Origin of the sequence: Neptunomonas sp., assembly GCF_016744175.1 — a bacterium.
Classification (GTDB): domain Bacteria; phylum Pseudomonadota; class Gammaproteobacteria; order Pseudomonadales; family Balneatricaceae; genus Neptunomonas.
The window spans coordinates 75300-95868 of sequence record NZ_JADGEV010000013.1; the positions used below are offsets into that span (position 1 = coordinate 75300).

The window sequence follows — 20569 nt, forward strand, 5'->3', positions numbered from 1 at the left end:
TATATGGCTTGGAACGAGCCTGGCGGCAATGGTAATGGCCAGGATCCTTGGGGTGGCGGTGATAAGCGCGACGACAAGGGCAATCGTGGTAATGATCAAGGCCCACCAGATTTGGATGAGGCGCTACGTAAATTGCAAGATCGACTGAATGATCTTTTTGGTGGGTCTGGCAAAAAACGCGGTGGTGGTGGCGGTGATAGTTCTCCTGCTGGCAGTAATAACGCTTTTATCTTTGTTGTGCTTGGTGTCGCAGCACTTGCATGGGTCGGTATGGGTTTTTATACCGTCGATCAGCAAGAGCGTGGTGTAGTGCTTACTTTGGGTAAATACAGTGACACGGTTACTCCTGGTTTGGCATGGAATCCACCGCTTATTGATGAAGTAAGTATCGTCAATACCACGAGGGTGCGCAGCCATGATCATCAGGCGTTGATGTTGACGGAAGATGAAAACATCGTAGATGTTGCTATGACAGCCCAGTATGTAGTTGCTGATCCTAAGGCGTATGAGTTAAGCGTGCGTGATCCTGATGGCAGCCTTTCAAATGCTGCTGAGTCTGCTTTGCGTCACGTGGTTGGGTCATCTGAAATGCATTCAATTTTAACTGAAGGCCGTGAAACACTGGCTATTCAAGTTAAAGAGCGTTTGCAGCGTTATATGTCTGATTACAACACGGGTATTTCAATTACTCAGGTGAATATCAAAAATGCACAGGCGCCTAGTCAGGTTCAGGATGCATTTGATGATGTAATCAAGGCGCGTGAAGATGAGCAGCGTGTTAAAAACGAAGCGCAATCTTATGCTAACGGTGTTGTTCCTGAAGCGCGCGGTAAAGCGCAGCGTATGCTAGAAGAAGCAAGTGCTTATCGTGAGCAGGTGGTTTCTAAGGCAGAAGGTGAGTCGAAGCGTTTTACCGCGCTGTTAACCGAGTATGAAAAAGCGCCAGAAGTTACGCGCGAACGTCTCTATCTTGATACGATGCAAGAAGTACTGGCTAAAAACGCTAAGGTGTTGATTGATGTTGAGGGCGGCAATAATATGATGTACTTGCCTGTTGATAAGCTTATTCAAAACAATAGCAATCGCCAGTCTGCTACTACATCAGGTAGTGTGCGTTTAGATGATCAGTCTTTAAGAAATGTGACCAATCAGGTAGTGGACCAAATCAGAAAAGGTCAGGCCACAACGCGTAGGGAGGGTAGACAATGAGTAGTAAAGCGCTAATTTCAACTATCCTAGCGGGTATTATTATACTGGTTGCTTCAAAATCGGTTTATATTATTAAGGAAACCGAGCGTGCCGTGAAGTTGCAGTTCGGTGAAATTGTTGAGCCTGATATTAAGCCAGGACTTAGCTTCAAGATTCCATTTGTTAACACAATTCGTAAGTTCGATGGGCGTGTTCTAACATTGGATAGCCGTCCGCAGGCGTTCTTGACTATCGAGAAAAAACGTCTGATTGTAGATGCCTTTCTGAAATGGAAAATCAACAGTGTTGAAACATACTATACGGCAACGTCTGGTGATGAATTTAGGGCTGCTGATCTACTTTCTGCTCGTGTTGAGAACGAGCTTCGTAATCAGTTTGGTGCGCGTACCCTTAACGAAGTGGTTTCGGGAGAGCGTGACGAAGTAATGGCAGAAGTTATTCGACGCTTGAATGAAGTGGCTTCTAAAGAGTTGGGTGTTAGCATCATAGATGTGCGTGTGAAGCGTGTTGAGCTGCCACCAGAAGTTTCAAACTCTGTTTATGAGCGAATGCGTACAGAGCGTGAGCGTGAAGCGCGCGAATTGCGTTCGCGTGGTTTCGAGTTAGCTGAAGGTATTCGAGCTGATGCAGATCGTCAGAAGACAGTGTTAGTGGCTGAAGCTTATCGAGAATCAGAGGGGTTGCGAGGTGAAGGAGATGCTCTAGCTGCTTCTATTTACGCAAATGCGTACAGTAAAGATTCAGAGTTCTACTCCTTTACGCGTAGTTTGAAAGCATATGAGGGAGCCTTCTCTGGTAACGGTGATATAATGTTGCTTAAGCCTGATAGTGAGTTCTTCCGATACTTGTCTAATTCAACTGGTGCTAAAAAATAGTATAAAGTCGTAATAGAAAGTAGGAATCGGCTGCACTTTGTTAGTGATTCCATGTTAAAATCGTCAAAACCGGGCCTAGTCCCGGTTTTTTTATGCAAAGTGCGGCTGGTAGTGAATGTCATCAGAGTTTTGGTATGAAATAGCAATAGCTTTTTGTCTGGTGATGATTCTGGAAGGTATTGTGCCTTTTTTGTATCCGCATCGTTGGCGGGGAATGGTTGAGCAGCTGGCTAATATAGATAACAGCAGACTGCGAATTATTGGTTTACTTAGTATGCTTGCTGGCGTGCTTGGTCTTTATCTGATTCATTGATAATAGGTTTGGAGTTTGACATGGCATTGGCTGATCGCTGGTTGCTTCCTGATGGCGTTAAAGAAATGCTGCCGCCAAATGCGCGTCAGGTTGAAGTTTTGCGTCGCAAGTTGCTTGATCTTTATGATAACTGGGGCTACGACTTAGTAATGCCGCCTTTAATGGAGCATTTTGATTCATTGCTTGCGGGCGCTGGTAAAGATCTTGAGTTAAATACTTTTAAGCTGGTTGATCAATTGACCGGCCAGACATTGGGTATTCGAGCGGATATTACGCCTCAGGTTGCCAGGATTGATGCACATCGAATGCATGTGCAAGGCGCTAATCGACTTTGTTATTGTGGTTCTGTATTGCATACACATTCTGCCAATATGTTAGCGTCGCGTAATCCTTTGCAGGTCGGGGCTGAGTTATACGGACATGCAGGGATTGAAAGTGATATAGAAGTGATTTCTTTAATGCTTGAGACGCTATATGCTTCGGGATTGCAGGATGAGTTAACGCTGGATCTTGGGCATGTAGGTATTTTTCAAGGGTTGGTTGTTGAAGCTGGTCTAGATAGTTTAGTTGTTGCTCGGTATATGGAGTTACTACAACGTAAGGCGTTACCAGAGCTATCGGAATTTTTAGAGTCACTTGATATTGATGCAAGCTATATAGCTATGTTGGCAGAGTTGCCTAAGTTGAATGGCGGCTTAGAAGTGTTAGCAAAATCCAAAGATTTATTTGCAGATATTCATACTTCAATTTTAGAGGCGGTTGCATATTTAGAGCGTCTTTCTAGTATTATTCAGCAGCGTTATCCAGCAGTAGATTTGTATTTCGATCTAGGTGAGTTGCGTGGATATAATTATCATACTGGTGTTGTGTTTTCTGCATTAACACCTGTTTTTGGTCAAGCGATAGCCAAAGGTGGTCGCTATGATGCAATTGGTAAGGATTTTGGTCGAGCACGTCCGGCTACGGGTTTTAGTGCAGACTTGAAAACACTGGCAGATCTTGCTGTGGGTGTGGATGAAAATATTGTAAGAGGTGTTCTAGCGCCAGAGGGTGGTGACGCTCGTTTGATGCAAAAAATTTCCGAATTACGATCTCAGGGAATTAGAGTTGTGCAGCAGTTGCCTGAAGATACGGCGGTTGATGCAGTTTTTAGCCAGAAATTGGTTAAGCAGGGTGAAGAATGGGCTTTAGCGGCTCTGTAATCACATACGATTAACGTAAATAAACTTAGAGACAACAATGGGTAAGAACGTAGTTGTTTTAGGCACTCAGTGGGGCGATGAAGGCAAGGGTAAAATTGTCGATTTGCTAACTGAGCAGGTATCAGCAGTCGCTCGTTTTCAGGGTGGTCATAATGCTGGGCATACATTGGTTATAGATGGTAAGAAAACAGTTTTGCATTTAATACCGTCAGGTATTTTACGTGAAAAAGTTCTCTGCTTAATCGGTAATGGTGTAGTGCTGTCTCCTGAGGCTTTATTAAAAGAGATGCGCGGCCTTGAAGAGGCCGGCGTGCCGGTGCGTGAACGTTTAAGGTTGAGTCCTGCTTGTCCGTTGATTTTGCCATACCATGTGGCACTTGATCAGGCGCGTGAAGCGGCTCGAGGTGAAGCTAAAATAGGTACTACGGGTCGAGGTATTGGGCCTGCATATGAAGATAAGGTGGCGCGCCGAGGTTTGCGTCTATCTGATCTAATGAATGCTGAGCGCTTTGAAACTAAGCTTCGCGAAGTGATGAAGTATCATAACTTTGTTCTGAAGAATTACTATCAGGCTGACGAAGTTGATGTTGATAGTATGCTAGTAGAAGCGCTTGAGATGGCTGAGCAGTTGCGTCCTATGGTGGCAGATGTCACGGCAATACTTCATAAGATGCGTAAGAATGATGAAAACATCATGTTTGAAGGTGCGCAGGGATCATTGTTAGATATTGATCATGGTACCTATCCATTTGTAACCTCGTCTAACACGACTGCCGGTGGTGCCTCCACAGGTTCTGGGTTTGGTCCTCTGTATCTGGATTATATTCTAGGTATCACCAAAGCTTATACTACAAGAGTGGGTAGTGGGCCTTTCCCTACTGAACTTGGCTGTGAAGTCGGTCAGTATTTGGGTGAAAGGGGTCACGAGTTTGGTGCTACTACAGGCCGCGAGCGTCGTTGTGGTTGGTTTGATGCTGTTGCGCTTAAGCACGCAATTCAGGTTAACTCAGTATCTGGTATCTGTCTGACTAAGTTGGATGTTCTGGATGGACTTGAGGTGATTAAGGTTTGTGTTGGTTACCGTGACTCTGAAGGTAATTTGGTTGAGACGCTGACAGGTAGTGAAGACTATGATGCAGTGGAGCCAATTTATGAAGAGTTACAAGGCTGGACCGATTCGACGGTAGGTGCTCAGACTTTGGCTGAATTGCCTGCTGCTGCAAAGAACTACATCGCTCGTTTAGAAGAGTTGCTGGGAACACCTGTAGATATTATTTCGACAGGCCCGGATCGTATCGAAACGATTGTCTTGCGTGATCCTTTTGCGGTTTAAAAGGAAGTAAGCATAAAAAAACCGGCTCTCGCCGGTTTTTTTATTTCTAAAGCTAAGCTTATGCTTCTATTGCCGGGCGGATAGCCTTTAATAGTGCTTTGAATAGTTTAGGGTTTGCAGATACTGTATTGCCATTTTGGCGGAAGTCGTTACCGCCTTTAAAATCACCTAGCAAGCCTCCAGCTTCTTGAATGAGGAGTGCACCGGAGGTTAATGAGCTTTGGTCTAGTTTTATTTGAATAAAACCATCTAAGCGTCCTGCTGCCATGTATGCCATGTTCAATGCAGCAGACCCGTTGTTATGAAGAATTGCGTCTGCACTTTGAAGTTGGCACATGATTTGTTTGAATGTGTCGAATTGAGCTTTTTCTGAAGCGCTATTAAGGAAGCTTGAGCCGATAATAGTCTGCTCTAATGTGCGCTTATTACTGACGCGAAGGCGCTTGCCATTTAAATGAGCTCCGTTGCCTCGGCTCGCTGTAAATTCTTCACCTGTGATTGGGTTGAGAATAATGGCGTGCTCTGTGCGGCCTTTAAGTTCTGCAGACATGCAAATAGCAAATACAGGCAATCCATTGGTGAAGTTGGAAATGCTATCAATCGGATTTACATGCCAAGTGACATCAGTATTTTCTTCTAGCGCTTTATGTACGCCGGAAAATTCACCAACTATCGCGTGGCTTGGGTAAGCTTTTTGAATAGAATAAGCGATCGTTTGCTCGGCTTTGGTAGCGGTCTCGTTTAGAAAGTCGCTGATGCTGGATTGTTCTGATTTTATCAGGTCAATTCGCTCAGCAGAGCGAGCAATCTGTTCGCCAGCGATGCGTGCAGCTCGAAGGGCAATATTTAGCATGGGTTGCATTAGTATTGGTGCTCAGTTTGGGTAGCAAAGCATGATTATACAAAAGGTAGCGCTCGGACAGAACACCTGAGAGGCATTCTGTTAAACTATTGGTCGATTTTTATGTGAAGTTGGTTATGAAATTAGAAAATATTCGTATTGTTCTCGTAAATACAACGCATCCTGGAAATATAGGGGGTGTGGCTCGTGCTATGAAAAATATGGGGCTCGCTGATCTTTCCCTTGTTGTTCCGCGTGTTTTTCCTTCTGGAGATGCAGACGCGCGCGCAGCGGGTGCGTCAGATATTCTCAAGACTGCTTCGGTGGTTGGCTCTTTGGAGGAGGCGATTGCAGATGCTCATGTGGTGGTTGGGGCGAGTGCTCGAGGTAGAAATATTCCTTGGCCAGTGATGGATCCCCATGAGTTGGCAGGCGTTGCTGCTTCGTTGAAGGAGGAGCAGAAAATGGCCATTGTTTTTGGTCGTGAGGATCGCGGTCTGACAAATGAAGAGCTGCAGCTTTGTCACCTTCATGTACATATTCCCTCCGTAGAAGGTTTTAGTTCTTTGAATCTTGCTGCCGCAGTGCAGGTTATCGCCTATGAATTACGTATGGTGCAGCTTAAAGAATCGCAAGGGCAATTGCAGGCCCCGAAATGGGGTACTGAATGGGATGTTGAGCTTGCAGAACATCGTGAGCTTGAGTTGATGTTTGATCATTTGGAGAAAGTGCTAGTTGATATTGATTTCCTTGATCCTGAAAGTCCTCGACATTTGATGCCGCGCTTAAGGCGCTTATTTCAAAGAGCTGTGCCAGATAAGGTTGAGGTCAATGTTCTGCGTGGCATGCTAACTCATATTCAGAAAAAAAATGATCTTAATTGATATGGCGCTTGTCTGGGGCTTTATCGTTACGGACATTGTTCATTAAAAGTGGTAAATTATAGCGCCGGAATTGTTAATAACCTACTTAAATACTCGGACTAATACTTGACTAATTTTGTAGGTTAAAACATACTGCTACCTAAGATTAAGAATGAAGGGCGGTTGTTTATGCGACTAACAACAAAAGGGCGATATGCTGTTACCGCTATGCTCGATTTGGCGCTGCATGAAGGGCAAGGGCCCATTAGTTTGGCGGATATCTCTGAGAGGCAGGGTATTTCATTGTCTTATTTAGAGCAGCTCTTTGCAAAGCTACGTAGAAACAGCTTGGTTAAGAGTGTAAGAGGTCCGGGAGGAGGTTATCAGCTAAACCATGAAAAGCAGTCAATAAGTGTTGCGCAGGTGGTTGATGCTGTTAATGAATCTGTCGAAGCGACTGGATGTGGGCGTCAAGGCGACTGCCAAAACGGCGAAACCTGCCTGACTCATCATTTGTGGTGTGATTTAAGTAACCAGATTCACTCTTTCCTCAATGGTATTTCATTGGCGGATCTGGTGGTAAGAAAAGATGTAAAAGATGTGGCTGATAGGCAAGATCGTCGCCACAGTGGTCAGGTTTTTCTGACTGCTACTGACTCTTTACTGGCTGATGAAGCCTCTGTTTAAAATGCGTTGGAGCTAAAGAATGAAGTTACCTATCTATTTTGATTATTCGGCAACGACACCTGTTGATCCTCGAGTGGCAGAGAAAATGGTTGCATGCCTCACCTTGGACGGTAATTTTGGTAACCCTGCTTCTCGTTCGCATCTATTTGGGTGGAAGGCAGAGGACGCAGTAGAAACAGCGCGTAAGCAAGTTGCTGACTTATTGAGTGCTGACCCTCGTGAGATTGTGTGGACGTCTGGTGCGACTGAGTCAGACAATTTGGCTATTAAAGGTGTTGCGCATTTCTATCATAAGAAAGGCAAGCACATAATTACATCAAGAATTGAACACAAAGCTGTGCTGGATACTTGTCGTCAGCTTGAAAGAGAAGGGTTTGAAGTTACCTATCTTGATCCTGATTCTGATGGTCTAATACATCCTGAAACAGTAGCTGGTGCCATTCGTGAAGACACGATATTGGTGTCTTTGATGCATGTTAATAATGAAATCGGCACCATTACTGATATTGCGGCTATTGGTGAAATCACACGTGAAAAAGGGATAATATTTCATGTTGATGCTGCTCAGAGTGCGGGTAAAGTAGAAATTGACCTGACAAAACTGAAAGTTGATCTTATGTCTTTCAGTGCGCATAAAATTTACGGGCCTAAAGGTATTGGCGCACTTTATGTGCGCCGTAAACCGCGTATTCGCCTAGAAGCAATTATGCATGGCGGTGGTCATGAGCGTGGTATGCGTTCAGGTACGTTGCCAACGCATCAGATTGTAGGGATGGGAGAGGCGTTTCGTTTAGCTAAGGATGAATTGGCTGCTGATAACTCTCATATGTTGGCGCTGCGTAACCGTTTGTGGGAAGGTTTAAAAGATATGGAGGAGGTTCATATTAATGGATCTTTTTCTCAGCGTGTTCCTGCTAACCTAAATATTAGTTTTGCCTTTGTTGAGGGTGAGTCTCTGTTGATGTCGCTAAAAGATTTAGCGGTCTCCTCAGGATCTGCTTGTACATCGGCGAGTCTTGAGCCTTCGTACGTATTGCGTGCGCTGGGTTTGAGTGATGAGTTGGCGCACAGTTCTATTCGTTTCTCATTTGGTCGTTTTACAACCAATGAAGAGATCGATCATGCAATTGGGCAGCTCAAAACCGCAGTAGGTAAGCTTCGTGAGTTATCTCCCCTGTGGGATATGTTTAAAGATGGTGTGGACTTAAGTAAAGTTGAGTGGGTTCACCACTAAGAATTGTTGCGCTAATTGGAGGTTGATATGGCTTATAGTGAAGAAGTGCTCGAACATTACGAGAATCCGCGTAACGTGGGTAAAATGGACGATAGTGATAGTCATGTGGGTACAGGTATGGTGGGTGCACCGGCTTGTGGTGATGTGATGCGTTTACAAATCAAGGTTAGTGATGAAGGTATCATTGAAGATGCCAAATTTAAGACTTATGGTTGTGGCTCTGCAATTGCTTCTAGTTCGCTTGTGACTGAGTGGGTTAAAGGGATGACGCTCGAGCAAGCTGCTGAACTTAAGAATACGCAGATTGCAGATCAGTTAGCGCTGCCTCCTGTGAAAATTCACTGTTCGGTTTTGGCGGAAGATGCCATTAAAGCGGCAGTTGAGGACTATAAGAAAAAACAGTCTGCTTAAAGGCTCTGTTGAATTAACTGGTTATACATGGGTATAGCCAGTGGGAAGGTATTATGGCAATTACAATGACAGCGGCGGCAATTAAACATGTTGCTGGCTACCTAGAAAAACGTGGTGGCGGTTTTGGTATTCGTGTTGGTGTGAGAACATCAGGATGCTCCGGCATGGCTTATGTGCTTGAATTTGTTGATCAGCAGGACTCTGATGATCAAGTTTTTACAATGGATGCTGGTGTAAATGTTGTGATTGACCCAAAAAGTTTAGCTTATCTTGATGGGACAGAGCTCGATTTTGTTAAAGAAGGGCTTAACGAAGGGTTCGCGTTTAATAACCCTAATGTGCGCAGTGAATGTGGCTGTGGTGAGAGTTTTAACGTTTAAATGTCTGCATTGTAAATAGCATGGATATTCAACAAAATTATTTTGCTTTTTTGGGCTTGCCCGAGAGCTATGATATTGATCTTAAATCACTTGCGGCACGATATCATGAGCTGCAAAAAACGCTACATCCAGATCGTTTTGCTCATCTATCTGATCGTGAAAAAAGGTTGTCGGTGCAATATACGGCATACCTTAATGAGGCGGTCACTACATTAAAATCTCCTTTGGGTCGGGCTCAATACCTGTTGAATTTACATGGCATTGATACAATCAGTGAGGCTTCTGTTCAGCTGGAGCCTGCTTTTTTGTTTGAGCAGATGGCGCTTAGGGAGGATCTTGAAGATATTAAAGCTCTACCCTCGCCAGAAGAAGCTCTCGATCAGTTTTTAGATAAAGTTGTTCAGCAGTTGGCTACTTATCAGAAGTTATTTGCTGAATATTATGCTTTAGGGGATGTAGAGTCGCTTGACAGAGCAGCGGCTGTTATTCGTAAAATGCAGTTTATGGTTAAGCTTCAGAAAGAGATCGAGCTGGTCGAAAGTGAGCTTGATTAACAGGTGAATAAATAAATTATGGCATTACTACAAATAGCCGAACCTGGTCAGAGTTCTCTACCGCATCAGCACCGATTGGCTGTAGGTATAGATCTAGGCACGACCAATTCATTAGTCGCTTCTGTGCGTAGTGGCGAATCTACTACACTACCTGATCATGATGGTAGGCATCTATTACCTTCTGTTGTTCGTTATGTGGAGTCTGGTGACGCGATTGTTGGTTCTAGTGCAAGAGAGTTTGCATCTTCTGACGCCTACAACACAATAGTGTCTGTAAAGCGTTTGATGGGGCGTGGAATTAAAGATGTGGCTGCTTTTGGTGAAGTGCTTCCTTACGAGTTTGAGGAAGATCAAGGCGGCATGCCGTTTATTAAAACGGTGGCAGGATCTAAAAGCCCGGTTGAGGTATCAGCCGATATTCTACGTGTATTGGTTAAGCGTGCAGAAGATACGCTTCAGGGCGAATTGGTGGGTGCTGTTATTACTGTGCCAGCTTATTTTGATGATGCTCAGCGCCAGGCGACAAAAGATGCGGCAATTTTGGCAAATATTAAAGTGCTGCGCTTGCTAAGCGAGCCAACAGCTGCTGCTGTTGCTTACGGCCTTGATCAAAAAGATGAAGGTGTCATTCTTGTTTATGATTTAGGTGGTGGAACCTTTGATGTCTCAGTTCTTCGCTTGAATAAAGGTGTTTTCGAGGTGCTGGCTACTGGAGGCGATAGTGCCTTGGGCGGCGACGATTTGGATAGAGCTCTAGCTGAGTGGTTGGCGATTCAAGCAGATGTGACAATGACCATGACGGCTAGTCTTTCTCGTCAGCTCATGGAGCAGGCGCGTGAAGCTAAAGAACAGCTTACGTCAAGTGATCAGGCTTGGGTTAATTTGCAGCTTGCTGGAAAAGAAGTTTCAGTGACTGTGTCTAGGTCGCAGTTTGAAGAGCTGGTTTCCAAGCTGGTTGATAAAACAGTGCGCGCCTGTAAGCGTGTAGTAAGAGATGCGGGTATTGCTTTAGATGATGTGAATGACATTGTCATGGTGGGTGGCTCAACCCGTGTGCCTTTAGTGCGTGAGCGTGTAGCTTCACTGTTTGGGCGCCCACTACATGTTGATATCGACCCTGATAGAGTGGTTGCTATCGGTGCAGCTATTCAGGCTGATGTTTTAGCAGGAAATAAGCCTGACTCAGAAATGCTATTGCTGGATGTTATACCGCTTTCTCTTGGTTTAGAAACCATGGGTGGGCTGGTTGAGAAAGTAATTCACAGAAATACAGCGATTCCGGTAGCGAGAGCACAAGAATTTACAACCTACCAAGATGGTCAGACAGCAATGGCTGTGCATATCTTGCAGGGTGAGCGCGAATTAGTTGAAGATTGTCGCTCATTAGCGCGTTTTGTATTGCAAGGGATACCTTCTATGGTAGCCGGTGCCGCTAAAATTAGAGTGACTTTCCAGGTAGATGCAGACGGTCTGTTGAGTGTTGAGGCAAAAGAGCTGTCCACCGGTGTTGAAAGTAGTATTCAAGTTAAGCCTTCATATGGACTCAGTGATACGCAGATTGCTGAGATGTTGAAGGCATCTTATTCATCGGCTGAAGAAGATAAGCAAAAACGTTTGTTGCGCGAGCAGAAAGTGGATGCTGATAGATTAATAGGTGCGCTTGAGCAAGCGATGCTAACTGATGGGCAGGCTTTATTGACCGAAGGCGAACGTAGTAGCTTAGAGACTGAAATTCTTGTGTTAAAAGGTGTTCGTAACGGTTCGAATGCGCGCGAGATTGAGTTGGGTGTTGAGCATTTAGCTAAAGCGAGTGATGAGTTTGCATCACGCAGAATGGATTTAAATATTCAGCGTGCGTTGCAGGGGCATAGTATTCAGGAAATTGAGGAGATTACATAAGTGCCGCAAATAATTTTTCTACCCCATGAAGATTTGTGTCCCGATGGTAAAGTAATTGATGTAGAGTCAGGCGTGACCGTTTGTGATGCGGCATTGGCTAATGGCATTGAGATTGAGCATGCGTGCGAAAAGTCTTGTGCTTGCACGACATGTCATGTCTTGATTAGAGAAGGTTTTGATTCGCTTGAAGAGTCTGATGAGCTTGAAGACGACATGCTTGATAAGGCTTGGGGGTTAGAGCCGGAATCGCGCTTGAGTTGTCAGTCAAGTGTCGGGGATAAAGATTTAGTGGTAGAGATACCTCGTTATACGATTAACCAGGTGTCAGAGCGTCATTAAAGAGAGGGTGTATGAGTCTTAAGTGGGTTGATGTACTCGACATTGCAATTGAGTTGGTAGAGAAGCATTCAGATGTGGATCCGTTGAAAATAAGCTTTCCGGACCTTTACCAAAAAGTAATGGATCTTGATGAATTTGATGATGATCCTGATCGCTGTGGGGAGAAAATTCTTGAAGCGATACAGATGGCCTGGATAGAAGAGCAGGACTAATTATAAAACAGCCCGGTTTATACCGGGCTGTTTCTTTTGTAGTCTGTTGTGGCATGTGATCAGCTTCGCGTATAATGTCGCGTTTTTCAGAAATATCCTTAGGGGAAAGTACAAATGGCTATCGAACGCACACTATCAATTATCAAGCCTGATGCCGTGGCTAAAAATGTTATTGGTCAAATTGAATCTCGTTTTGAAAATGCAGGTCTTAAAATTGTAGAAATGCAGCTTAAGCAACTAAGTAAAGAAGAAGCAGAAGGTTTTTATGCTGAGCATAAAGAGCGTCCTTTCTTTGGTGACTTGGTTAGCTTCATGATTTCTGGTCCTGTTGTTGTTCAGGCGCTTGAAGGTGAAAATGCAATTTTGACAAATCGTGATCTGATGGGTGCGACTAATCCTAAAGAAGCGGCTGCAGGAACAATTCGTGCTGATTTCGCTGAGTCTATCGACGCGAATGCTGTACACGGTTCTGACTCTGCTGCTTCTGCAGCACGCGAAATTGCTTACTTCTTCGGTAAGTAATTATTGCTAGCATGCAGGGGAGAGCTCTCTTCTGCATGTACTTAAATTTATAGGTGTAATAATGACTGAGTCCATTCCCAAAACTAATCTATTAGGGATGTCTCCTGAAAAGCTGGAAGCTTTCTTCGCTGAACTGGGTGAAAAACGCTTTCGTGCAACTCAGGTACTAAAATGGATGCATCAGCTTGGCGCTGAAACTTTTGATGATATGACAAATATCAGTAAATCGTTACGCGTGAAACTGAATCAGGTTGCTGAAATTCGTGAACCTGAAGTTGTTATGCATGATGTATCTAAGGATGGCACGCGCAAGTGGGTTATTCGTGTTGATGGTGGTTCGTGCGTTGAAAGTGTCTTGATTCCTGAAGGGGATAGAGCAACGTTATGTATCTCATCACAGGTTGGCTGTGCTCTCGATTGTAGCTTTTGCTCAACGGGTAAGCAGGGGTTTAATCGAAACCTAACTGCATCGGAAATTATTGGGCAAGTACGTATTGCTATTAAGTCTTTTGGTCCTATGGATCCTGCTCAGCCTCGACGTGTGACTAACGTTGTCTTTATGGGGATGGGTGAGCCATTGATGAACTTTGACAATGTTGTCAGTGCTATAAAGCTAATGATGGAAGATAATGCTTACGGGCTTTCTAAGCGCCGCGTTACGTTAAGTACGGCGGGTGTGGTGCCGGGCATTGATAAGTTAATAGAAGAGACGGATGTTTCTTTGGCAATATCATTACATGCGCCAAATGATGAGTTAAGAAATCAACTGGTACCTATTAATAAGCGTTACCCAATTGAAGAGCTGATAGCCGCTTGTAATCGTTATCTAGAGAGACTTAATGACAGGCGAGTTATTACCGTAGAGTATACATTGATGGCGGGCGTAAATGATCAGCCTTCTCAGGCACGAGAGTTGGGGCGTTTGCTTAAGCGTTTGCCTTGTAAGTTGAACTTGATACCTTTTAATCCGTTCCCTAATTCAGGTTATGACCGCCCTTCAGAAGATGCTATTGCAGCATTTAAACAAGTAATGCTAAAAGCAGGTATCATGACGACAGTTCGGCGTACGCGTGGTGCTGAAATTGATGCGGCATGTGGGCAATTGGTGGGGCAAGTAGAGGATCGTACTCGCCGTAGTCAAAAATATATTCCAATTGTTCAAGATAGTACTGTTTAGTTAATTAGTGGCGATGATGTAAGGGAGTTACCGTACGTGAATAAAACTCGTGTGTTGGTGGCTGTGCTTTTGGTAGTACTGCTATCTGGGTGTGCGGGACTTCAGTCCGAGTCTGTAGCTATAAACAAGAATAGTGTGTCGTCCGAAGCGGCAATGCAGTCATATACCACGCTGGGTTTGCAGTATCTTCAATCTGGTGATTCAGTTAATGCAAAGTCTGCTGTTCAAAAAGCATTAGAAATTAATCCAGATTTTGCGCCTGCGTACAATGCACTGGCTTTGATTTTTCAGAGGGAAGATGAAATTGCCCTCGCTGAGCAATACTACAAAAAAGCAATTTCTTTAGCTCCAGATAGTGCTATGTTGCATAATAATTATGGGGCGTTTTTGTTTTCAGAAGAGCGGTTTTCTGAAGCGTGTGTAGAGCTTGCTAAAGCAACAGAAGACCCATTTTATAATAATAGGGCGCAAACATTTGAAAATTTAGGGCGTTGTTACCAACAGCTTGGGCGTTATGATGTTGCGATTCACTCCTTTGATCGGTCCTTAAAAACAGGTGGTGTTCGCCCATTGGCGCTGGTTGAGTTGGCAGATCTTTACTTAATGAGCCAAAATGTACTTAAAGCAGAAGAGTATTTCTCGCAGTTTACTAGGCTTATTAACGCAAAAAGAGTAAATCATTCTGCAAGAAGTTTATGGGTCGGTATTCGATTAGCGAGAGAGAATAATAAAGTATCCTTAGCGACAACTTATACTCTTTTGTTAAAGAATCTTTATCCTGAATCTGACGAATATAAAAAATATAAGGAGTCAGCTAGGTGAGCAGTGTTCCAGATGAAAGTATAGTAGAAAATGGTATTCAGCTTCCTGGTAAGCGTTTGCTTATAGCACGAGAATCACAAAGTTATACTCAGCAAGCAATAGCAGATGAGCTCCATCTGCCTGTTCGGTATATACAGTGGATAGAAGATAGTGCATATGAAAAGCTTCCTAGTCTCGTGTTTGCGCGGGGCTATATTAGATCATATGCAAAAATCGTAGGGGTCGATGGTGCGCCTTTAATCGAAATGCTTGATCAATCGAATGGAGTTGTTGCTAGTCGAGAGCCAATTCGTTCTGTATCAAAAGTTCAGCAGCAAGTTAAGTTGGGTGATCCAGTAATGCGCTGGTCGAGTTGGCTTTTTTTGCTAATAGTTGTTGCAGCTATTGGGTGGTGGTGGAAAACACAGTATAGCTTGGCGCCTGTTGATGGGTTGATGCCTGCAATCTCTCCGATAGCAGATGCACCGAATGACACAACGCTAAAGCTGCCGGTATTAGATGACTCTGTAGATTCTGAAAATGTTGTTAATGAATTAGTAGCAGAAGTGAAAAGTAATGATGAGCCGACATACTTATCTGAAGCTGATATTGCAAAGCTCCAAGAAGAAGTTGATTTGAAAACTTCGGTGTCAAATGAAATCCCAGTAGCTATTTCTCCTTCTCTTGAAGTGGAGGTTGAGGAGAAAGTAGTAGCTCCGCTTTTAGCTGAGGATCCTCTGCAGATATCTTTTGTTGACGATTGTTGGCTTACTGTCAAAGACGGGAGTGGTAAAACGTTGTTTAGTAGTCTTCGAAAAGCTGGGCAAACTTTGAACCTGTCGGGTGAAGAGCCTTTGAGAGTTTTGATTGGCCGGGTCTCTGCTATTAATCAAGTGACTTATAAAGGTGCTGTAATAGACTTGAAGCCCTTTAGTAATAAAAATGTAGCGAAATTTACACTTCCATTAAATTAAAGCTTTAAGAAAGAGAGTACATAGTTTGGCAAAAGTAAAAGCCATCCGTGGGATGAATGACATTCTTCCGAGTGCGACGCCTGCTTGGCAGTATTTGGAGCGACAGGTTAAAAGTGTTTTATCTAGTTATGGGTATGATGAGATTCGTATGCCTATTGTGGAGCAAACAGATCTTTTTAAGCGCTCTATCGGCGAGGTAACCGATATTGTTGAAAAAGAGATGTACACTTTTGAAGACCGCAACGGTGAAAGCTTGACCTTGCGACCAGAAGGTACCGCTGGCTGCGTACGTGCAGGTGAAGAGCATGGTTTGTTGTTTAATCAAACTCAGCGTTTGTGGTATCAAGGGCCAATGTTTCGTTATGAAAAACCTCAGAAGGGTCGTTATCGTCAATTTCATCAAATAGGCGTTGAAACATTTGGTATGTCTTCGGCGGATATTGACGCTGAAGTTATTATGCTTAGTGCTCGATTATGGAAGAAGCTTGGGATTTTAGATGCGGTTTCTTTGCAGCTAAATTCTTTAGGGAGTACTGATAGTCGGCAGAAGTATAAGCAGGACTTAGTTGATTACTTAACGCAGTACTTTGATCAGTTAGATGAAGATAGTCAGCGTCGATTAAAAAGCAATCCGCTACGAGTTCTTGATAGCAAAAGCGAATCAACTCAGGCGATCTTAGCTGATGCCCCTATTTTGTCCGAATATCTTGATGATGATTCTAAGGAGCATTTTTCGCGTCTTACCGGGTTGCTTGATGACGCGGGTATTCATTATGAAATAAATACGCGTCTTGTTCGTGGCTTGGATTACTATTGCAAAACTGTATTTGAGTGGGTAACTGACAAATTAGGTGCCCAAGGAACGGTTTGTGCTGGGGGGCGTTATGATGGCTTGGTGCAGCAGTTGGGGGGTAAGGCAACTCCAGGTGTTGGTTTCGCAATGGGAATAGAACGTTTAGTTCTGCTGTTGGAAACACTGGGAGCAGTACCTGATTCAGAAAAGAACTCATTTGACCTATATGTCGCAGCACAGTCTAGAGAAGTTCAAGGAGATGTAGTCCAATTTAGTGAAGCGTTACGTGATGCAATTCCTGGTTTACGTATAAGGACTCATTGTGCTGGTTTAAAGAATATTAATAACAAAGCTAGGCAAACTGGCGCTCGCTTAATTTTGTTAATACAAAAAAGTGATGCAGGCTTGGTTGGAGTGTTATGGACTGGGGCTGACTCTAGTGAGCAAATCCCATTAGAAGAGTTGCCGGTTGTAGTGGCTCAGCAATGGGAAGTTATTAAGAAAAGCTAAGACCTTGATTATTTTATCGGAGAGTTATTGTGTCTGAAATGCGAACAGAAGAAGAGCAAGTAGAAGCACTAAAAGGTTGGTGGAAAGAAAATGGCAAGTCGCTTCTTTTTATGATTGCTATAGCGTTGAGTGCAGTTTTTGCTTGGAAAACATGGCAGCAAAAGCAGCTGACCGATGCTGAAAATGCGTCAATTACATATCAAAACCTTCTTGATGCAGTTTCTGGGGCTGTTTCGTCTGATGATGCTGGGCAAATTGCTACAAGTAAGCATCTTGCTCAGAAGTTAAAGTCGGATTATGAAAAAACCGAGTATGCAAGATTTGCCGCACTGTTGGTTGCTAAAGTGGCCGTTGCTGAAGAGAATTATACAGAGGCGTTAGCTGAACTTGATTGGGTGTTGGCGCATCAGCCAGCCATAGAAATGCGCAACATTACACTTTTGCGTAAAGCGCGTGTTTATCAAGCTATGGGTGAATTTGCTAAAGGGCTAGATGTTATTCAGGGTCTGGATGCTCAGGAGTTTGGCGGAAGTGTTTATGAGTTAAAGGGAGATCTATTGCTTTCAAGCGGAGAGCGTATAGGTGCTCGAGCTGCCTATCAGCAGGCACTTAAAGTGTCAGTAAATGAAGGAAGTAACCCATTACTGACTATCAAGCTTGAAGACCTGGCTTTATCGGAAGAGGGGTAAAATATGTTTCGTCAGGCGGCATCTATAGTATTGGTATCTATTTTATTATCGGGTTGTGGTCTTTGGGGTGGTTCGGATGAAATTGAACCCAATAAGTTAGTTGATTTTACTGCTGAAAAGAAAGTAATAGTGCAGTGGTCAGCAGATATAGGAGGAGACTTAGGAGATAAGTTTCATCAAATAGTTCCGGCCATTAGTGGTGACTATATTTATGCGTCCTCTATTAATGGTGATATTTCCTCCTTTAATGTGGATACGGGGGCTCGTCAGTGGGTTGTCGAATTAGATGTTACTTTACTGGCGGGTATCGGTGCTGGTGCAAATAAGCTGGTTGTGGTTACAGAGTCTGCAGAAGTTATTTGTTTAGATGCAAAAACAGGTCAGGAGATTTGGAGAAAGCAGGTTTCTTCTGAAGTTGTTGCTGAGCCTCAGTTGAATAAACAACTAGTTGTAGTGCAGCTGATTAGTGGCAAAGTTATTGCGCTTGATGCTTTAACAGGTGCTGAGCGCTGGGTTTATGACAGTATAGTGCCGCGTCTAACATTGCGAGGAACTAGCTCTCCCTTGGTTGCTGCAGATGTTACATTGGCGGGTCTTGATAATGGTAAGTTTATTGCGTTGGATAATGAAACAGGTGCGGTGTTGTGGGAGCAAAATGTTTCTTTAGCGCAAGGGCGTTCTGAATTAGAGAGAATGACGGATGTTGATGGACGACCATTATTGTTTGAAAATGTTGTTTATATTCCAGGCTTTCAGGGAAATGTAGTTGCTATAAACCCTTTTAATGCTCAGACATTGTGGGCTAAAAAAATGTCGAGCTACCATAGTCTTGCTGCAGGGTTTGGTAATATCTATGTAAGTGAATCGGGTGATCACGTCCAAGCACTTGATGCGCGTAGTGCGGCGAGTGTTTGGAAGCAGGACCAGCTAGAAAATCGTCAAATTACTGCGCCAGCTGTTATTGGTAATGCTGTGGTCGTAGGTGATGTTGAGGGGTATATTCATTTTATTTCTCAAATTGATGGGCACTTTGTTGCACGTTATGATGCAGGGTCTCGATTAGTGGGTGATATGAAGGTGAAAGGAAGCACGCTTTATGTTCTTACAGATGCGGGTCGTTTATTAGCGCTGACATTGAATTGATCAGCCGTTTTAATTTAAACAGCTGTTTTGGGCTTCAGAGCAGCTGATATTTAATTTTTTGGTAATACTTAATGCTACCTGTTATTGCACTGGTTGGTCGTCCCAACGTTGGAAAGTCTACTTTATTTAACCGCATGACTAAAAGTCGGGATGCACTCGTGGCGGATATGCCAGGTGTTACTCGTGATCGCAAATACGGTGAGGGGCAGATCGGTGAGCAGGCATACATTGTTATTGATACCGGAGGTATTACCGGAGACGAGCAAGGTATAGACCATGAAATGGCACGTCAATCTTTGCAGGCAATTGAAGAGGCTGATGTTGTTTTCTTTATGGTTGATGCTCGAGCGGGCTTGATGCCAGCAGACTCAATGATTGCAGAACATTTGCGAAGAACAGAAAAGAAGGTTTATCTGGTCGTTAATAAAACAGATGGGCTTGATCCTGATGTTGCGATGTCTGATTTTCATACTGTAGGAATGGGAGATCCTATTCCTATTGCGGCGGCGCATAACCGCGGGGTGACAATACTTACTGAGGAATGCTTATCAGGCTTTGAAGATATAGATATGCCGTTTGACGGTCGTGACGACAGTGTGCGTATAGCGATTGTTGGTAGGCCTAATGTAGGAAAATCTACATTGGTAAACCGCTTGTTGGGTGAAGATCGCGTTATAGTTTTTGATGAAGCAGGTACAACGCGAGACAGTATTTATATACCTTATGAGCGTGATGGTCAGCCTTATACCTTGATTGATACGGCGGGTGTTAGGCGTAGGAAGAATATTAAAGAAGTGGTAGAAAAATTTTCTATCATTAAAACTCTTCAGGCTATAAAAAATGCTAATGTTGTTGTTTTAGTGATTGATGCGCGTCAAGGTCTTAGTGATCAAGATTTACACATGCTTGGTTTCGTTTTGGAGACTGGGCGTGCTCTGGTGATAGCTCTCAATAAATGGGACGGTATGACCGATGAAGAGAAGAAGGACATAAAGGAGCAAATACATCGCCGACTGGGTTTTGCTGAATTTGCTCGTTTTCATTTTATTTCGGCATTATATGGTAGTGGTGTCGGCGAAATGTATGCTTCAATTAATGAAGCGTATGAGAGTGCTATGGCTAAATGGGCAACGCATCGCTTAACGCTGTTGCTCGAGGATATTGTTGCAGATCATCAGCCTCCACAAGTGGCTGGGCGTCGTATTAAGTTACGTTATGCACATCAAGGTGGCTCAAACCCACCAATTATTGTTGTTCACGGTAATCGTACAGAGCATTTGCCTGAATCGTATAAGCGGTATCTTAAAAATAAGTTTATAAAGGTACTGAAGATACATGGGACACCAGTTAGATTTGAGTTTAAAACAGGTGAGAACCCCTTTGCAGGAAAGCGTAATAAACTCACTCCTAGGCAGCAAAGAAAGAAAGTTCGTTTTCAAAAGCATGTTAAAGAGATTAAAAAAGGGCGTAAGAAGTAAAAGCATGCTTTCTTTGTTGGATAATGGAATCAGGTTTGGTTGAGGTAATAAGCTAAATCTAAGTTGGTTAAATATATAACTAAAGCTCTTGGTGATAGTAAGTACGCTAAGATGCACAACAAAGGCGCCC

At 43.7% G+C, this 20569-nt stretch carries 23 protein-coding genes; 22 read left to right on the top strand and 1 reads right to left on the bottom strand.

Annotated features, from left to right (window positions below; genetic code table 11):
* Positions 1-3: 3 nt before the first annotated feature.
* The 5 genes from hflK (at position 4) to QZZ55_RS08335 (ending at position 4932) form a co-directional block, all read left to right on the top strand.
* Entirely contained in the window at positions 4-1209 is a 1206-nt protein-coding gene (hflK, locus tag QZZ55_RS08315) for an FtsH protease activity modulator HflK (RefSeq protein WP_293266856.1), read from the top strand.
* Positions 1206-2084, top strand: a complete 879-nt coding sequence (gene hflC / locus QZZ55_RS08320; protein ID WP_293266857.1) for a protease modulator HflC — start codon at positions 1206-1208, stop codon at positions 2082-2084. Before hflK ends, hflC begins: the two co-directional genes overlap by 4 nt.
* A 115-nt stretch (positions 2085-2199) precedes the next feature.
* Positions 2200-2397, top strand: coding sequence for a DUF2065 domain-containing protein (locus tag QZZ55_RS08325; RefSeq protein ID WP_293266858.1), 198 nt, complete (start codon positions 2200-2202; stop codon positions 2395-2397).
* 20 nt (positions 2398-2417) lie between these two features.
* Positions 2418-3599, top strand: coding sequence for an ATP phosphoribosyltransferase regulatory subunit (locus QZZ55_RS08330; protein WP_293266859.1), 1182 nt, complete (start codon positions 2418-2420; stop codon positions 3597-3599).
* A gap of 37 nt (positions 3600-3636) precedes the next feature.
* Positions 3637-4932 (top strand): adenylosuccinate synthase, encoded by a 1296-nt coding sequence (locus QZZ55_RS08335; RefSeq protein WP_293266860.1) that lies wholly within the window; start codon positions 3637-3639, stop codon positions 4930-4932.
* 58 nt (positions 4933-4990) lie between these two features.
* Here the strand turns inward: QZZ55_RS08335 and QZZ55_RS08340 are convergent, their stop codons facing one another.
* Positions 4991-5794, bottom strand: coding sequence for an inositol monophosphatase family protein (locus tag QZZ55_RS08340; protein WP_293266861.1), 804 nt, complete (start codon positions 5792-5794; stop codon positions 4991-4993).
* Between the two features lie 116 nt (positions 5795-5910).
* Between QZZ55_RS08340 and QZZ55_RS08345 the strand changes: the two genes are divergently transcribed.
* The 17 genes from QZZ55_RS08345 to der all read left to right on the top strand — a co-directional run bounded on the left by QZZ55_RS08345 (position 5911) and on the right by der (position 20439).
* Complete coding sequence (locus tag QZZ55_RS08345; protein ID WP_293266862.1) at positions 5911-6657, top strand: RNA methyltransferase; 747 nt, start codon at positions 5911-5913, stop codon at positions 6655-6657.
* Positions 6658-6825: 168 nt separating this feature from the next.
* Complete coding sequence (gene iscR, locus QZZ55_RS08350; RefSeq protein ID WP_293266863.1) at positions 6826-7323, top strand: Fe-S cluster assembly transcriptional regulator IscR; 498 nt, start codon at positions 6826-6828, stop codon at positions 7321-7323.
* 19 nt (positions 7324-7342) lie between these two features.
* Entirely contained in the window at positions 7343-8557 is a 1215-nt protein-coding gene (locus QZZ55_RS08355; protein ID WP_293266864.1) for an IscS subfamily cysteine desulfurase, read from the top strand.
* Between the two features lie 27 nt (positions 8558-8584).
* Positions 8585-8968, top strand: a complete 384-nt coding sequence (gene iscU, locus QZZ55_RS08360) for a Fe-S cluster assembly scaffold IscU (protein ID WP_293266865.1) — start codon at positions 8585-8587, stop codon at positions 8966-8968.
* A gap of 53 nt (positions 8969-9021) precedes the next feature.
* Positions 9022-9348 (top strand): iron-sulfur cluster assembly protein IscA, encoded by a 327-nt coding sequence (gene iscA, locus QZZ55_RS08365; protein WP_293266866.1) that lies wholly within the window; start codon positions 9022-9024, stop codon positions 9346-9348.
* A gap of 20 nt (positions 9349-9368) precedes the next feature.
* The gene (hscB, locus tag QZZ55_RS08370; protein ID WP_293266867.1) at positions 9369-9902 is read left to right on the top strand and encodes a Fe-S protein assembly co-chaperone HscB; all 534 of its coding nucleotides are present in this window, start codon (positions 9369-9371) and stop codon (positions 9900-9902) included.
* Between the two features lie 18 nt (positions 9903-9920).
* A complete protein-coding gene (hscA, locus tag QZZ55_RS08375; protein ID WP_293266868.1) occupies positions 9921-11801 on the top strand; it encodes a Fe-S protein assembly chaperone HscA in 1881 nt (626 codons plus the stop codon).
* Positions 11802-12140, top strand: coding sequence for an ISC system 2Fe-2S type ferredoxin (fdx, locus tag QZZ55_RS08380; RefSeq protein WP_293266869.1), 339 nt, complete (start codon positions 11802-11804; stop codon positions 12138-12140). It abuts the gene before it with no gap.
* 11 nt (positions 12141-12151) lie between these two features.
* Positions 12152-12352: a Fe-S cluster assembly protein IscX gene (gene iscX / locus QZZ55_RS08385; RefSeq protein ID WP_028469909.1), complete on the top strand. Its 201-nt coding sequence runs from the start codon at positions 12152-12154 to the stop codon at positions 12350-12352.
* Between the two features lie 114 nt (positions 12353-12466).
* On the top strand, positions 12467-12874 hold the full coding sequence (gene ndk, locus QZZ55_RS08390; RefSeq protein ID WP_028469910.1) for a nucleoside-diphosphate kinase: 408 nt from the start codon (positions 12467-12469) through the stop codon (positions 12872-12874).
* Between the two features lie 61 nt (positions 12875-12935).
* Entirely contained in the window at positions 12936-14051 is a 1116-nt protein-coding gene (gene rlmN / locus QZZ55_RS08395; RefSeq protein ID WP_293266870.1) for a 23S rRNA (adenine(2503)-C(2))-methyltransferase RlmN, read from the top strand.
* 36 nt (positions 14052-14087) lie between these two features.
* Positions 14088-14873 (top strand): type IV pilus biogenesis/stability protein PilW, encoded by a 786-nt coding sequence (gene pilW / locus QZZ55_RS08400; RefSeq protein ID WP_293266871.1) that lies wholly within the window; start codon positions 14088-14090, stop codon positions 14871-14873.
* Entirely contained in the window at positions 14870-15826 is a 957-nt protein-coding gene (locus tag QZZ55_RS08405; RefSeq protein WP_293266872.1) for a RodZ domain-containing protein, read from the top strand. Before pilW ends, QZZ55_RS08405 begins: the two co-directional genes overlap by 4 nt.
* A 25-nt stretch (positions 15827-15851) precedes the next feature.
* Complete coding sequence (hisS, locus tag QZZ55_RS08410) at positions 15852-17129, top strand: histidine--tRNA ligase (protein WP_293266873.1); 1278 nt, start codon at positions 15852-15854, stop codon at positions 17127-17129.
* A 38-nt stretch (positions 17130-17167) separates the two neighbouring features.
* Positions 17168-17818, top strand: a complete 651-nt coding sequence (locus QZZ55_RS08415) for a tetratricopeptide repeat protein (protein ID WP_293266881.1) — start codon at positions 17168-17170, stop codon at positions 17816-17818.
* Between the two features lie 3 nt (positions 17819-17821).
* A complete protein-coding gene (gene bamB / locus QZZ55_RS08420) occupies positions 17822-18961 on the top strand; it encodes an outer membrane protein assembly factor BamB (protein WP_293266874.1) in 1140 nt (379 codons plus the stop codon).
* Positions 18962-19032: 71 nt separating this feature from the next.
* On the top strand, positions 19033-20439 hold the full coding sequence (der, locus tag QZZ55_RS08425; protein WP_293266875.1) for a ribosome biogenesis GTPase Der: 1407 nt from the start codon (positions 19033-19035) through the stop codon (positions 20437-20439).
* Positions 20440-20569 lie beyond the last annotated feature (130 nt).

What these genes read in the sequence shown, in the direction of transcription:
- hscB (WP_293266867.1), top strand. Translation starts at nt 9,369, where the DNA reads ATGGATATTCAACAAAATTATTTTGCTTTTTTGGGCTTGCCCGAGAGC.
- QZZ55_RS08330 (WP_293266859.1), top strand. Translation starts at nt 2,418, where the DNA reads ATGGCATTGGCTGATCGCTGGTTGCTTCCTGATGGCGTTAAAGAAATG.
- bamB (WP_293266874.1), top strand. Translation starts at nt 17,822, where the DNA reads ATGTTTCGTCAGGCGGCATCTATAGTATTGGTATCTATTTTATTATCG.
- der (WP_293266875.1), top strand. Translation starts at nt 19,033, where the DNA reads ATGCTACCTGTTATTGCACTGGTTGGTCGTCCCAACGTTGGAAAGTCT.
- iscX (WP_028469909.1), top strand. Translation starts at nt 12,152, where the DNA reads ATGAGTCTTAAGTGGGTTGATGTACTCGACATTGCAATTGAGTTGGTA.
- QZZ55_RS08340 (WP_293266861.1), bottom strand. Translation starts at nt 5,794, where the DNA reads ATGCAACCCATGCTAAATATTGCCCTTCGAGCTGCACGCATCGCTGGC.
- QZZ55_RS08415 (WP_293266881.1), top strand. Translation starts at nt 17,168, where the DNA reads ATGCGAACAGAAGAAGAGCAAGTAGAAGCACTAAAAGGTTGGTGGAAA.
- QZZ55_RS08345 (WP_293266862.1), top strand. Translation starts at nt 5,911, where the DNA reads ATGAAATTAGAAAATATTCGTATTGTTCTCGTAAATACAACGCATCCT.
- iscA (WP_293266866.1), top strand. Translation starts at nt 9,022, where the DNA reads ATGGCAATTACAATGACAGCGGCGGCAATTAAACATGTTGCTGGCTAC.
- ndk (WP_028469910.1), top strand. Translation starts at nt 12,467, where the DNA reads ATGGCTATCGAACGCACACTATCAATTATCAAGCCTGATGCCGTGGCT.
- iscU (WP_293266865.1), top strand. Translation starts at nt 8,585, where the DNA reads ATGGCTTATAGTGAAGAAGTGCTCGAACATTACGAGAATCCGCGTAAC.
- rlmN (WP_293266870.1), top strand. Translation starts at nt 12,936, where the DNA reads ATGACTGAGTCCATTCCCAAAACTAATCTATTAGGGATGTCTCCTGAA.
- QZZ55_RS08335 (WP_293266860.1), top strand. Translation starts at nt 3,637, where the DNA reads ATGGGTAAGAACGTAGTTGTTTTAGGCACTCAGTGGGGCGATGAAGGC.
- QZZ55_RS08325 (WP_293266858.1), top strand. Translation starts at nt 2,200, where the DNA reads ATGTCATCAGAGTTTTGGTATGAAATAGCAATAGCTTTTTGTCTGGTG.
- iscR (WP_293266863.1), top strand. Translation starts at nt 6,826, where the DNA reads ATGCGACTAACAACAAAAGGGCGATATGCTGTTACCGCTATGCTCGAT.
- QZZ55_RS08355 (WP_293266864.1), top strand. Translation starts at nt 7,343, where the DNA reads ATGAAGTTACCTATCTATTTTGATTATTCGGCAACGACACCTGTTGAT.
- hscA (WP_293266868.1), top strand. Translation starts at nt 9,921, where the DNA reads ATGGCATTACTACAAATAGCCGAACCTGGTCAGAGTTCTCTACCGCAT.
- hflK (WP_293266856.1), top strand. Translation starts at nt 4, where the DNA reads ATGGCTTGGAACGAGCCTGGCGGCAATGGTAATGGCCAGGATCCTTGG.
- hflC (WP_293266857.1), top strand. Translation starts at nt 1,206, where the DNA reads ATGAGTAGTAAAGCGCTAATTTCAACTATCCTAGCGGGTATTATTATA.